Consider the following 13,183-nt stretch of genomic DNA (forward strand, 5'->3'; position numbering starts at 1 on the left):
AGGTAAAGGGTAGGGTACCTGTTTGTCAGACGGCCTTAAATCAATTTGCTCTGAAAACGCTGATTGTACCATTGTGGTACTGGTAAAGCTGGGTAGAAATCGCGTAGGCAGATTCTTCAAATGCCTGCAGGGTAATATTTGCCATCGCCTGCAAAGCTTCTTCATCGGACGGGCTGCAAATGAGCAGGGCGTTGCGTGCCGGAACTGCAAAAACAGGATTGGCGGGCAGCATAGGATCGTCTTTAAGTACTTCGTCTAAAAGCAAAATCAGGGAGGCATCATAGTCGTTGTCCAAATGAATTTGAGCCAATGACCAACCTTCAGCATGATGAATTTGGACACGTCCATTTATCCGTTGGCGCAGATTATCCATGGCGGTACGATACAAGGCGTCTTCATCTTCAATACCGGCCTCTTTCATATGTTCATGGTTGAGCGTATGCATGGATTCATCCGTATCCACCATATAAAGCAACATGATATCGCCCGCAATCGGTTTGAATACCAGGTAATCGATAGGTTCGGTTTCGTCCTTATTTGCGATCAGTCTGGTGTTTTCCAGATAAATCGTATTTTTAATCGTCGGAAGAATTTGTTGTGCTGAAACGCTGGCTTTAGTGTCTTGAATCTTACGGATAACCGCTAAATTGGCAGCAACAATGGCATTCAAGGCATCAGGATTTTGCAGATAACTTGTGTAATGGCTGCTCAAATATGTGCTGAACGACGCTTCATTATCTTCGGGAAAATGGACAATGATAGGCGAAGAAGCAATATCTTCACCCCAGTCGATTTTAACTTCAAAATGTAATTCGTCTTGGATACGACGGGCAAAGTATTCGACAAATTCCTGCCAGTTCATTAATTTGGGTTTGGAACGGAACAACCTGCTGAAAAAAGACATATTGTGTCCTGAATAAGGGTGTGAGGTCGTCTGAATATTACAGACGTTCAGTTTCAACACGGATTTTAAAAACGGCTTTGCGTATGTTTGGCCTGTCGCCGACCAGCGGAGCATGTGCGTCGTTGGGAAAGAAGAGGGCAAACTCGCCCGGTTGGAGCGTGAGCCAGGTTTCCGATTCGCAGTCGAAAAATTCGATGTCGCGCTTTTCGTCGTAGCCCAAACCGTTTTTCAGACGACCTCTGTCTATCCAGCCGTAGGTTTCCTCTCCGCTGATGGGAGCTTGGATGTCGATGTGTTTCAAATGCGCTTCCGGCTTGGCATCGGCTTTGCTCCTCATCGGTTCGCTGCCGATAAAGAGGCGGATGTTTGGATTTTCACACGGCACTTGTCCGTCGGGCAGGGCGGCGAAATCCAGCGTTTGCAACAGGCGGACGGCGTCGGCGAAGTCAGGGTGCAAAGCGGCGTAACGGGCGGCGTTGGTGATGGTGTCGGTAATCATGTTTTGAGGGAGGAGACGAAAAAAGGTCCTTGGATTCGGATTTCAAGTGCAACACTAGTGTATCAGTGGTTTGAACAGATTCAAGAATAAAACACTTGGCGTTTCGTAGCCAAGTGTTTTTCTTGGCCGGTGATTCAATTCATCTTGAACCCTGCGTATCTCCCGATTGCTGATGTTTCGGAAATCGGTTTGTTTGGGGAAATATTGGCGGATGAGTCCGTTGGTGTTCTCATTCAGCCCTTTCTCCCACGAATGGTAGGGGCGGCAAAAATAGGTTTTCGCCTTCAATGCTTCGGCTATTTTGGTGTGTTGATAGAACTCTTTGCCGTTATCCATAGTGATGGTGTGCACTCTGGCTTTATGTGCCTTTAATGCCCTAACGGCTGCCAGAGCAGTGTCTTCGGCTTTGAGGCTGTCCAATTTGCAGATGATGGTGTAGCGGGTAACGCGTTCGACCAAGGTCAGTAATGCGCTTTTCTGTCCTTTGCCGACGATGGTGTCGGCTTCCCAATCGCCGATGCGGGCTTTCTGGTCGACGATGGCGGGTCGGTTTTCTATGCCGACGCGGTTGGGCACTTTGCCTCTGGTCCATGTGCTGCCGTAGCGTTTGCGGTAGGGTTTGCTGCATATTCTGAGGTGTTGCCACAAGGTGCCGCCGTTGCTTTTGTCTTGGCGGAGGTAGCGGTAAATGGTGCTGTGGTGGAGTGTTATCCCGTGATGTTTGCGCAGGTAGGCGCATACTTGTTCGGGACTGAGTTTGCGGCGGATAAGGGTGTCGATGTGTTGAATCAGCTGCGAATCAAGCTTATAGGGCTTTCGCTTACGCTGTTTGATAGTCCGGCTCTGCTTCTGTGCTTTTTCGGCACTATATTGCTGCCCTTGGGTGCGGTGCCGTCTGATTTCGCGACTGATGGTGCTTTTGTGGCGGTTAAGCTGTTTGGCGATTTCTGTGACGGTGCGGTGGCGGGACAGGTATTGGATATGGTATCGTTCGTCTTGGGTCAGTTGTGTGTAGCTCATGGCAATCTTTCTTGCAGGAAAGGCCGTATGCTACCGCATACTGGCCTTTTTCTGTTAGGGAAAGTTGCACTTCAAATGCGAATCCGCCGTCGTCTGAAAACTGTTTTTGCGTTTTAGCGAAATTCGCTACACTCGTTTTCAGACGACCTTTTTATGTATCAACCGTTAAACAGCCAAGGCTGGCTTTGGCGGCGTTTTTCTTCGAAATCGCGGATTTCGTCGGCGTGTTGCAGGGTTAAGCCGATTTCGTCCAAGCCGTTTAAGAGGCAGTGTTTGCGGTGTTCGGTAATGTCGAATTTAAATGTTTCGCCGTTAGGCGTGGTCAGGGTTTGTTCGGCAAGGTCGATGGAGAGCTGATAGCCTTCGTTGGCTTCGACTTCTTTGAAGAGCTGGTCGACTTGTTCTTCGGTCAACACGATGGGCAGGAGGCCGTTTTTGTAGCAGTTGTTGAAGAAGATGTCGGCGAAGCTGGGGGCGATGACGGCGCGGAAACCGTAGTCATCCAATGCCCAAGGGGCGTGTTCGCGCGAGGAGCCGCAGCCGAAGTTTTTGCGTGTCAACAGGATTTGCGCGCCTTGGTAACGCGGCTGGTTCAGCGAGAAATCGGGGTTCAGCGGGCGTTTGCTATTGTCCATGCCCGGTTCGCCGTGGTCGAGGTAACGCCATTCGTCAAAGGCATTGGGACCGAAGCCGCTTCGTTTGATGGATTTTAAAAATTGTTTGGGGATGATGGCGTCGGTGTCAACATTGCTGCGATCGAGCGGAGCGACGATGGCGGTGATTTTGGTAAAGGCTTTCATGTTCTGTACTTTTTCGTTTGTCGAGGATTATAAAATGCCCCGATTTCCGGGGCATTTACGTTTAAATTTTGTTTAGTCAGTAGGTTTTGACATTTTCAGCGGTATTGCTGACAGCAGTACCGGCGGCACTGACGTCTTTAGCTACGCCTGAAATAGTGTTGCAGGCAGAGAGCAAGGTCATCGCGGTAAGTGCGATTAGGGCAAATTTCTTCATGTATGGATTCCTGCGTAAAATTGGATTTTGGATTAGTAATTTTTTACAGACTCAGCAGAACCACTGACTGCGTTACCGGCGGCGCTGACATCTTTGCCCATACCGGAAATGGTGTTGCAGGCAGACAGCAAGGTCATAGCGGTCAAAGCAATGAGGGCGAATTTTTTCATTTGAAGCTCCTAATAGTTTGAAAAGTACAGTCTGTGTTACTGTATTACTAATAATATTCGGCATCTTCACAAAAGGCAATAGTTGGTATAAATGAAAAAATGCGGAGTTACATGAATATAAACGGTGGTTTGAGTAAAGGTTTTTATAACTCTTATTGTTTGCGTAGTAGGCTGCCTGAAAATATATTTTAGGCAGCCTTGTGTAAAGATAGCAGTTTATTCAGTAGCTTCTTCAATTTTTTCGCCGACATGGGTCATGCCGCGGCCAACAGCGTTACCGCCTTTTTTCACGGCAGCTTTGGTTTTGTCCCAGCCGCGCTCGGCAGCGTTTTCTGTTTTATCCCAGTTGCGGCTAGCGTCATCTTTCGCTCCGGACCAAGTGCTGGAGCAGGCAGCCAGGGTAAGGGCAGCAAGGGTGGTTATCAACAGTTTGTTCATCATTGGATTCCTTGATTTAAGAGTTGGAGAATCTCCTTTGCGCGGAGATGGTGGTTACAGACGACCTTTGGTGGTTATGCAAGGTCGTCTGAAAGATTATGCCATGGTACGGATGTCGGTAAAGCGTCCGTTTACCGCGGCGGCTGCAGCCATAGCGGGGCTGACCAGGTGCGTGCGTCCGCCGTTGCCTTGGCGGCCTTCGAAGTTGCGGTTGGAAGTGGAGGCGCAGCGTTGGCCCGGAGTGAGGCGGTCGGCGTTCATGGCGAGACACATCGAGCAACCCGGTTCGCGCCATTCGAAACCGGCATCAATGAAGATTTTGTCCAAGCCTTCCTGTTCCGCCTGCCGTTTAACCAAGCCGGAGCCGGGAACGATTAACACGCGCTGTACATTGTCGGCTTTTTTACGGCCTTTGACGACGGCGGCGGCTTCGCGCAAATCTTCGATGCGGCTGTTGGTGCAGGAGCCGATGAATACGATGTCGACGGGGATTTCGTTCAGCGGCGTGCCGGCTTCCAAACCCATGTATTCGAGGGCGCGTTCCATGCCGCTGCGTTTGACGGGATCGGTTTCTTCGGCAGGATTCGGTACTTTGCCGCTGATGTCCAAAACCATTTCGGGCGATGTGCCCCATGTTACTTGCGGTTCGATGTCTTCGGCTTTGAAACGGTATTCTTTGTCGAATACCGCGCCTTCGTCGGAAACCAGCGTGCGCCAGTATTCGACGGCTTTGTCCCATGCTTCGCCTTTGGGTGCGAAGGGTTTGTCTTTGACATAGTCAATGGTGGTTTGATCGACGGCAACCATGCCGGAGCGCGCCCCTGCTTCGATCGCCATGTTGCACAGGGTCATGCGGCCTTCCATAGAGAGGCTACGGATGGCTTCGCCGCCGAACTCGATGGCGTAGCCCGTGCCGCCTGCCGTACCGATTTGTCCGATGATGTAGAGGGCAACGTCTTTAGCGGTAACGCCCGGTTTCAGACGACCTTCAACGGTAATCAGCATGGATTTGGATTTTTTCGCGGTAATACACTGGGTCGCCATGGTGTGTTCGACTTCGGAAGTGCCGATACCGTGTGCCAGTGCGCCGAATGCGCCGTGGGTAGAGGTGTGCGAGTCGCCGCAGACGACGGTCATGCCGGGCAGGGTTGCGCCTTGTTCCGGTCCCATAACATGAACGATGCCCTGACCTTTATCCATGAACGGGAAGTAGGCGAGTGCGCCGAACTCTTTGATATTTTTGTCTAAAGTATCGACTTGCAGCTTGGAAATCGGGTCTTGGATGCCTTTGTCCCAATCGCCGGTCGGGGTGTTGTGGTCGGCGGTGGAGACGACGCTGTCGATACGCCACAGCTTGCGCCCCGCCATTTTCAGACCTTCAAATGCCTGAGGGCTGGTGACTTCGTGTACTAAATGGCGGTCGATATAGAGCAGGACAGTGCCGTCTTCTTCTTCGCGGACGACGTGGCTGTTCCAGAGTTTGTCGTAGAGGGTTTGTGCGCTCATGATGGGTTATCTTTACTTATTAATAATAGGAGTAGATGGTTTGTTTTAATGGGCGGATTTTAGGCTTTTTACAGGGGTAGTGCAATAGAAATTTGTCTAATTTCTACATTTTCATATAAAAATCTAAAAATCAATTTCAAAAATTAGACAAATTGTAGAATTGTTGACAAAAAGAGGTATTTTATTTGAAACAATGCTTGTCGTACCGCCTAAAAAGGCACTATCATTTCCATCCGTATCCAACATCCGACATCAGAGGTATAGAGAATGAAATTACCGGTTATGGCTGCCGAACATCTGTCGCAACTTCAGGCGTTTGAAGCGAAAATCTTGTGCAACCACGCCAAAATTGAAGCATGGTTCCGTTCGCAATGGAACGCACACCGCCCGCCGTTTTATGGTTCGGTCGATATCCGCAATGCCGGTTACAAAATTTCGTCTATTGATATGAACTTGTTCCCCGGAGGTTTCAACAATCTGAATCCGAATTTCATCCCGCTGGCGGCAGTCGCGGCGCAAGATGCGGTACAACGCGCCTGCGAAACGGCAAAATCCGTATTGATTATTCCCGAAAACCATACCCGCAACACATTCTACCTGCAAAACGTTTACGCACTCAGCGAGATTTTGCGCTCGGCAGGGTATGAAGTCCGTTTGGGCAGCCTGAATCCGGAAGTTACCGAGCCGACCGAGTTTGAAACCGCGTTGGGCGATAAAATCCTGCTGGAACCTTTATTGCGTACCCGTGAGCGCGTCCATCTTGCAGACGGTTTCTCGCCTTGCGTCGTCTTGTTGAACAACGACTTGTCCGCGGGTGTTCCCGACATTCTCAAAGGCATCAGCCAAACCGTATTGCCTCCACTGCATGGTGGTTGGACGACGCGCCGCAAAACAGAGCATTTCAGCGCATACAACCAAGTCGCCGCCGAATTTGCCAAGCTGATTGACATCGACGAATGGCAGATTAACCCGTATTTCGAAAAAATCGGCGGTTTGGACTTCCAAGAGCGCGAAGGCGAAGACGCGTTGGCGGAAGCAGTAGAGCGCGTGCTGGCGAAAATTCAAGCCAAATACGACGAATTGGGCATTACCGACCAGCCTTTCGTGATTGTCAAAGCCGACGCGGGTACTTACGGCATGGGCGTGATGAGCGTCAAATCAGCCGACGAAGTGCGTGGGTTGAACCGCAAAAACCGCAACAAAATGGCGAAGGTCAAAGAAGGCTTGGAAGTCAGCGAAGTGATTGTCCAAGAAGGCATTTATACCTATGAAACCATGAACGGCGCCGTGTGCGAACCCGTCGTTTATATGATGGACCGTTTTGTTATCGGCGGCTTCTTCCGCGTACACGAAGGACGCGGAGCGGACGAAAACCTCAACGCCGGCGGCATGGTATTCGTCCCGCTGTCCAACAGCATCCCCACCGGCAGCGGCGACAACTCCCAAGAAGCCCCCGAAGCCTGCAAACGCGTATTCGAACAATGGGATTCGCTCGGTATGCCACGTTCTGAAAAAGACTGCGACGTGGACAACGAACACAACCGCCTCTACGTTTACGGCGTAATGGCGCGCCTGTCGCTGCTTGCCGCCGCGCTTGAGTTGGAACAAACTGCTCCATAAAGCGCGTTTGGTCTGATTATTTGAAATAGTAAAAGGTCGTCTGAAAACTTGAGATTCAGGTTTTCAGACGACCTTTTTCATGACGTTTGCGGTAAATTCAATTATTATTTCCGTTTAATTTCAAAACTAATAATAAAAAAGGGAAACAGTTTTGCTGAGATATTATGGATTGCCGTTTTGGGCAGTCGGCGTCATCGCTTCGTTCGCTTTGCCGTCCGTACCGCATTGGGGCGTGTGGTTGTTGGCGGCATTAGTTTTGCTGGCGGCTTCGCGGCGGTTTGCGGCGGCGGGAATGATGCTGTGTGTCCTGCTTGGCGCGGCTTACGGCGTGTTTCGGACGGAAGCGGCTTTGTCGGTGCAATGGCCGCTGAACGGGGCTTCGGAGTCGGTGTTGACGGTTGAAGTCGCGGATATGCCGCGCGGCGACGGGCGGCGGGTGCAGTTTGCGGCGAAGGCGTGGACAGAGGACAGGCGGCAGTTTGATTTATTACTGTCGGATTATCAGAAACGCGATTGGGCGGTGGGCAGCCGCTGGAAAGTGTCGGCACGGCTCAAGCCGATTATCGGCGAAGTGAACCTGCGCGGGCTGAACCGCGAGGCTTGGGCGTTGGCAAACGGTTTGGATGGCGCGGGTACGCTGGGCAAGGGCAGGAGCTTGGTTCGCGAGGGCGGCGGTGTCGGCTTGGCGGTGTGGCGCGATGCAGTCAGCCGCCGTTGGCAGGCTGTCGGGGCGGACAGTCCGGATTTTTCGGACGGTATCGGTCTGATGCGGGCTTTGAGCATAGGCGAACAATCGGCGTTGAGGCCCGAACTGTGGCAGGCGTTCCGACCTTTGGGCTTGACGCACTTGGTCAGTATTTCGGGGCTGCACGTTACGATGGTGGCGGTGTTGGCGGGTTGGCTGGTCAAACTGATTTTCAGACGACTGCCTTGGATACCGGCAAAACCACGCGTGTGGATTTTGGCGGGCGGTGCAGCGGGGGCTTTGTTTTATGCGCTGCTGGCGGGCTTTTCCGTGCCGACGCAGCGCAGCGTTTTGATGTTGACGGCGTTTGCCTGGGCGTGGTGGCGCGGCAGTCTGTCTTCGGGCTGGACGGCGTGGTGGCAGGCTTTGGCAGTGGTGTTGCTGCTTGATCCTCTGGCGGTTTTGGGCGTCGGCACTTGGCTGTCGTTCGGCTTGGTTGCAGCCTTGATTTGGGTTTCGGCAGGTCGTCTGAAAGAACGCGGCTGGCGTTTGGCTGTACGCGGACAATGGGCGGCGACGATATTGTCGGTGGTATTACTGGGCTATATTTTTGCGTCCTTGCCCATCATCAGTCCTTTGGTCAATGCGGCGATGATTCCTTGGTTTTCTTGGGTTTTGACACCTTTGGCGTTGCTGGGGTCGGTGTTGCCGTTCGCGCCTTTGCAATGGGCGGCGGCAGGTTTGGCGGAATACACTTTGCGCGGCTTGGTTTGGCTGGCGGAGGTATCGCCTGAATTTGCCGTAGCCGCCGCGCCTGTGCCGCTGTTGGTTTTGGCTTTTGCGGCGGCTTTGCTGTGGCTGTTGCCGCGCGGACTGGGGCTGCGGCCTTGGGCGTGTTTGGTGTTGGCTGGATTTGTGTTTTACCGCCCGGAACGACTGGACGACGGGTTGGCGCGGATTACCGTAATGGATGCGGGACAGGGTTTATCGGTATTGGTACAGACGCGTGACCGCAACCTGCTGTTTGACACAGGGACGGCGCAGGCGGCACAAACGGGTATCGTGCCGAGCCTGAACGCCATGGGTGTGCGCCGTTTGGACACGCTGATTTTGTCGCATCACGACAGCGACCACGACGGCGGTTTGGATGCCGTTTCCGATATTGAAATCGGCGAAACGCTGGCGGGGCAGCCTGAGTTTTATCCGAACGCAAAACTTTGCACCGAAGCGCAATGGCAATGGGACGGCGTGGATTTCGAGTTATTGAGGTCGTCTGAAAACCCAGGTAGCGAAGACAATGACAAAAGCTGCGTCTTCCGCATCGTTTCCGACGGACAGGCTTTGCTGGTTACGGGTGATTTGGGCGTGAAGGGCGAAGCGGAACTGGTAGAACGCTACGGCAGCTCGCTGTACAGCCAAGTTTTGATATTGGGACACCACGGCAGCAATACGGCTTCATCCGGCGGCTTCCTAAACACCGTCGCGCCCAAATATGCCGTCGCTTCCAGTGGCTACGCCAACGCCTACAAACACCCCACCCCCGCCGTCCAAACCCGCGTCCGCGCACACGGCGCGACTTTGTTGCGGACGGATTTGTCGGGCGCGCTGGTGTTTGAATTGGGCGGCGATGAAATCTTTAAAGGTCGTCTGAAAAGAGATAAGTTTTATTGGCAGAAAAAGCCGTTTGAATAAATGTATTTGCTGTATGGAGGAATTGGCTTTTCAGACGATTTTCTTCAGTTTTATCGGCAAGGCAGGGGATACCGTTTCTGTTGACGTTCTTTATCGTCGAAATGTTGATGGTCGTCAGCTCAGATATGGGTTTGTTCGGAGGGATTTGAGGTAGGGAGGGCTGTATCCGACCGGGGGAGGGTAGCCTTATTTATTTTCTGTTGGCCAGTTTACAGTTGTTCAAAGAAACTGAATGAAACGGCGTAGTAAAAAAGTATGAATCTGAAAATAGTGTGTTGATAAAGGGGTTTTATAATAAAGCAAAAGTCGTCTGAAAACCTGTCTTTCAAGTTTTCAGACGACCTTTGCATCAACTCAATTCAAACACCGCCGTCAGCAGCGTCCCAACCAAACCGCTCTTTTCCTACCCAAGCAGTTTTATCAGAATAAGCCGCTCATTGCACAGGCGAAATAGCTGAATAATCAACGCATCTTCTATCAGCGCGTGTCTAAATTGCTCAAATCAAACCTTAAGCCTGCAAAGAAGCACGATTTTCCAAAACTTGGTCAATCAAACCGTATTCTTTGGCTTCTTCGGCGGACATGAAGTTGTCGCGGTCGGTATCGCGTTCCAAATCTGCCAAATCGCGGCCGCAGTGTTTCGCCATCAGGCGGTTGAGTTTCTCTTTGATTTTCAACAGCTCGCGGGCATGGATTTCAATATCGGATGCCTGACCGCCCAAACCGCCGTTGATCAAAGGCTGGTGAATCATGATACGGCTGTTGGGTAGGGCGAAACGTTTGCCTTTCTCACCTGCCGACAGCAGGAATGCGCCCATGCTTGCCGCTTGTCCCAAGCACAAAGTGGAGACGTTGGGCTTGATGAAATTCATGGTGTCGTAAATCGACATACCTGCCGTTACCGAACCGCCGGGCGAATTGATATAGAAGAAAATATCTTTGTCCGGATTTTCACTTTCCAAAAACAACAGCTGGGCAACCACCAAATTAGCGGTCTCGTCGGTTACCGGGCCGATCAAAAATACGATGCGCTCTTTCAAAAGGCGCGAGTAAATATCAAATGCACGCTCGCCGCGGCCGCTTTGTTCGATAACGGTAGGAACGAGGTAATTATTGAAATCGAAGGACATTTTTGTCTCCTGTCAATGTTGCGAAAGCACCAAAGGGACGCTTTGGTGCTTTCAAGTTGTCTGTTTCAGACGACCTTTTGAAGATGATTAGGCTTGTGCGCCCATCACTTCGTCAAAAGACAAAGCTTTTTCGGTTACTTTGGCTTTGCCCAAAACGAAATCAACAACGTTGCTTTCTACTGCCAAAGAAGTCGGGCCTTGCAGGCGGGAAGGCTCTGCGTAGTACCAGTCGATCACTTCTTGAGGATCTTCGTAGCTTTCTGCGAAGTTGGCAACAACGGCTTTGATTTGCTCTTCAGTCGGTTCCAGTTTGTTTTCTTCAACCAGTTTTGCCAAAATCAAGCCCAGAGATACGCGGCGTTCGGCTTGCTCTTTGAACATATCCAAAGGCAGATCCAAGTTGGCAGCGTCAGCCATGCCTTGGTTGACGAAGTTTTGTTTCATTTCGTTTGCCAAGCGGGCGGCTTCTTCATTTACCAAAGCAACAGGCGCTTTCAGCTCTACGGCTTTGAGCAGCGCGTTCATTACAGATTCTTTGGTTTGTTCGTTTACGCGGCGCTCAACTTCGCGGCCCACGTTTTTCTTCACTTCTTCGCGCATTTTGGCAACGTCGCCGTCGGCGATACCCAATGCTTTGGCGAAGTCGGCATCAACTTCGGGCAGGGTGGGCTCGGATACGTTGTTCAATGTGATGGTGAAGACGGCGGATTTACCGGCAACGTCTTTACCGTGGTAGTCTTCAGGGAAGTTGACGGTAACGTCTTTGCTTTCGCCTGCCTTCATGCCGACTACGCCGGCTTCAAATTCAGGCAACATTTGACCTGCGCCCAATACGAAGGCGTAGTTTTTGGATGCACCGCCGGCAAAAGGTTCGCCGTCGATTTTGCCTTCGAAGTCGATGATGACGCGGTCGCCGTTTTGGGCTTCGCGTTCAACATGGTTGAAGCGGGTGCGTTGTTTGCGCAGGATTTCTACGGTTTGGTCCACTTCGGCATCGCCGACGGAAGCGGTTACTTTTTCGACTTCTTGTGCAGACAAATCGCCGATAACGACTTCAGGGAACACTTCGAAAATCGCGGCGATTTTCAGGGATTCTTTATCGTCTTGTTCTTCAACGCCTTCGAAACGCGGATAGCCGGCAACTTTCAATTCTTGGGCAACGGCAACATCGTAGAAGCGGCGTTGGACCATTTCATTGATGACTTCATTTTGAGCGCTTGCACCGTACATTTGGGCAATCATTTTTAAAGGTGCTTTACCCGGACGGAAACCGTCGATTTTTGCACGGCGTTGGGTTTGTTTCAGTTTTTTATCGGTTTCTGCGTTGATTTCGGACCAAGGCAGAGACAACACTACTTTGCGTTCCAGATTTTCTAAAGTTTCAACAGTTACGCTCATCGTAAGACCTTAATTTGTTGTGTTAAATAAAAAATGGGAATCCTTTTGCCAATGATGACTGCAAAAGCGGCTCCGACACATCGGGGCTTTTATCGTCCGTTGCTTGCAAAAGGCAGGAAAATTAGCTGGCTAGTATATCACAATGTTTGATTGACTGGATAATATAGTGAAATCATTGTAAAACGGTTGCCACATCTGTCCGCTCCGGCTTGGAAAAAGTAGTTGGATGGGAGATGGATGGCGGCATTCCGATAAACTTATGCGGAGCTACAAAGGTCGTCTGAAAGTCGGAAGAGAGTATTCAGACGACCTTTTGAAGTTTGAGAATGTTAATTGGGCAAGTATGTCATAGGATTGACGGCTTTGCCGTTCAGACGGACTTCAAAATGCAGCTTTACGATGTCAGTGTCTGTGCTGCCCATCGTTGCAATCTGCTGACCGGCTGCAACCTGCTGGTCTTTTTGTACCAGTAAGGCATCATTATGTGCATAAGCTGTAATCGCATAATCATTGTGGCTGATTAAAATCAGTTTGCCGTAACCCCGTACTTCTTCTCCGACATACAATACTTTCCCCGCAGCTGAAGATTTTACAGGCTCTCCGGATGTACCTGCTATATCGATGCCTTTGTTGGTTGTTCCGTTGTACTGCTTGATAACGGAGTTGCGTCCGTTTTCGACAGGCCATAGTAAGTTCAGGCGGTTGATCGGTGCGACAGCCTGAGTTGCTTGGTTTGATTGGGAAATAGGGCGCGTATTGCGTCGGATACGTAATACTTGACCTACTTCGATTTTAGAAGTGTCTTGCAAGTTGTTCCAAGATGCCAAGGTATGGATGCTTTGGCCGTGGCGTTTAGCAATCTGGGATAGCGTATCGCCAGGCTTGACTCTGTAATAGCCATCGGGAACCGCACCCGTCGGTGAACCACTTCCGGCGCAGGCAGCCAGAAAAAGTGTCAGACAGAAAGGGCTTAATCGTTTGAAGGTCGTCTGAAAAAAGGGAATGGTATTCATCATATGTCTATTTAATAAAAATCAGCGAATGAATTGTCTTCAGACGCTTTATTTGGGTGAAGGTTCATCGGCTTTTGAGATGTTTTATGAATGC

The 13,183-nt window shown here is 50.9% G+C and carries 13 protein-coding genes; 2 read left to right on the forward strand and 11 right to left on the reverse strand.

The annotated features are described in order from the left end of the window. Window positions 1–40: 40 nt before the first annotated feature. The 8 genes from J7445_RS02840 to leuC all read right to left on the reverse strand — a co-directional run bounded on the left by J7445_RS02840 (window position 41) and on the right by leuC (window position 5,551). On the reverse strand, window positions 41–904 hold the full coding sequence (locus J7445_RS02840; RefSeq protein ID WP_070656613.1) for a DUF1444 family protein: 864 nt from the start codon (window positions 902–904) through the stop codon (window positions 41–43). Between the two features lie 37 nt (window positions 905–941). Next, window positions 942–1,403 carry a NanQ anomerase/TabA/YiaL family protein gene (locus tag J7445_RS02845; protein WP_070656611.1) on the reverse strand — a complete coding sequence of 154 codons (462 nt, stop codon included), beginning with the start codon at window positions 1,401–1,403 and terminating at the stop codon, window positions 942–944. A 54-nt stretch (window positions 1,404–1,457) separates the two neighbouring features. Next, complete coding sequence (locus J7445_RS02850) at window positions 1,458–2,423, reverse strand: IS30 family transposase (RefSeq protein ID WP_209283130.1); 966 nt, start codon at window positions 2,421–2,423, stop codon at window positions 1,458–1,460. Between the two features lie 158 nt (window positions 2,424–2,581). Beyond that, the gene (gene leuD, locus J7445_RS02855; protein WP_070656695.1) at window positions 2,582–3,223 is read right to left on the reverse strand and encodes a 3-isopropylmalate dehydratase small subunit; all 642 of its coding nucleotides are present in this window, start codon (window positions 3,221–3,223) and stop codon (window positions 2,582–2,584) included. 76 nt (window positions 3,224–3,299) lie between these two features. After that, the gene (locus tag J7445_RS02860; RefSeq protein WP_009311431.1) at window positions 3,300–3,437 is read right to left on the reverse strand and encodes a lipoprotein; all 138 of its coding nucleotides are present in this window, start codon (window positions 3,435–3,437) and stop codon (window positions 3,300–3,302) included. Between the two features lie 32 nt (window positions 3,438–3,469). Further along, window positions 3,470–3,607: an entericidin A/B family lipoprotein gene (locus J7445_RS02865; protein WP_003742168.1), complete on the reverse strand. Its 138-nt coding sequence runs from the start codon at window positions 3,605–3,607 to the stop codon at window positions 3,470–3,472. Window positions 3,608–3,823: 216 nt separating this feature from the next. Next, window positions 3,824–4,045, reverse strand: a complete 222-nt coding sequence (locus J7445_RS02870) for a lipoprotein (protein ID WP_029609583.1) — start codon at window positions 4,043–4,045, stop codon at window positions 3,824–3,826. A gap of 96 nt (window positions 4,046–4,141) precedes the next feature. Beyond that, window positions 4,142–5,551, reverse strand: a complete 1,410-nt coding sequence (leuC, locus tag J7445_RS02875) for a 3-isopropylmalate dehydratase large subunit (protein ID WP_009311426.1) — start codon at window positions 5,549–5,551, stop codon at window positions 4,142–4,144. A 267-nt stretch (window positions 5,552–5,818) separates the two neighbouring features. On the opposite strand from leuC, the gene gshA reads away from it, so the two are divergent. Both gshA and J7445_RS02885 read left to right on the forward strand, forming a co-directional pair. Further along, complete coding sequence (gene gshA / locus J7445_RS02880) at window positions 5,819–7,171, forward strand: glutamate--cysteine ligase (RefSeq protein ID WP_049224332.1); 1,353 nt, start codon at window positions 5,819–5,821, stop codon at window positions 7,169–7,171. Between the two features lie 151 nt (window positions 7,172–7,322). After that, window positions 7,323–9,548, forward strand: coding sequence for a DNA internalization-related competence protein ComEC/Rec2 (locus tag J7445_RS02885; protein ID WP_070656696.1), 2,226 nt, complete (start codon window positions 7,323–7,325; stop codon window positions 9,546–9,548). Window positions 9,549–10,057: 509 nt separating this feature from the next. On the opposite strand, the gene clpP is transcribed toward J7445_RS02885, so the two are convergent. The 3 genes from clpP to J7445_RS02900 all read right to left on the reverse strand — a co-directional run bounded on the left by clpP (window position 10,058) and on the right by J7445_RS02900 (window position 13,092). Then, window positions 10,058–10,678, reverse strand: coding sequence for an ATP-dependent Clp endopeptidase proteolytic subunit ClpP (gene clpP, locus J7445_RS02890; RefSeq protein ID WP_019270082.1), 621 nt, complete (start codon window positions 10,676–10,678; stop codon window positions 10,058–10,060). Window positions 10,679–10,765: 87 nt separating this feature from the next. Next, complete coding sequence (gene tig / locus J7445_RS02895) at window positions 10,766–12,076, reverse strand: trigger factor (RefSeq protein ID WP_045073012.1); 1,311 nt, start codon at window positions 12,074–12,076, stop codon at window positions 10,766–10,768. Between the two features lie 329 nt (window positions 12,077–12,405). Then, a complete protein-coding gene (locus J7445_RS02900; protein WP_141752068.1) occupies window positions 12,406–13,092 on the reverse strand; it encodes a peptidoglycan DD-metalloendopeptidase family protein in 687 nt (228 codons plus the stop codon). Between the last annotated feature and the right edge of the window lie 91 nt (window positions 13,093–13,183).

Origin of the sequence: Neisseria sicca, from assembly GCF_017753665.1 — a bacterium.
Taxonomy (GTDB): Bacteria; Pseudomonadota; Gammaproteobacteria; order Burkholderiales; family Neisseriaceae; genus Neisseria; species Neisseria flava.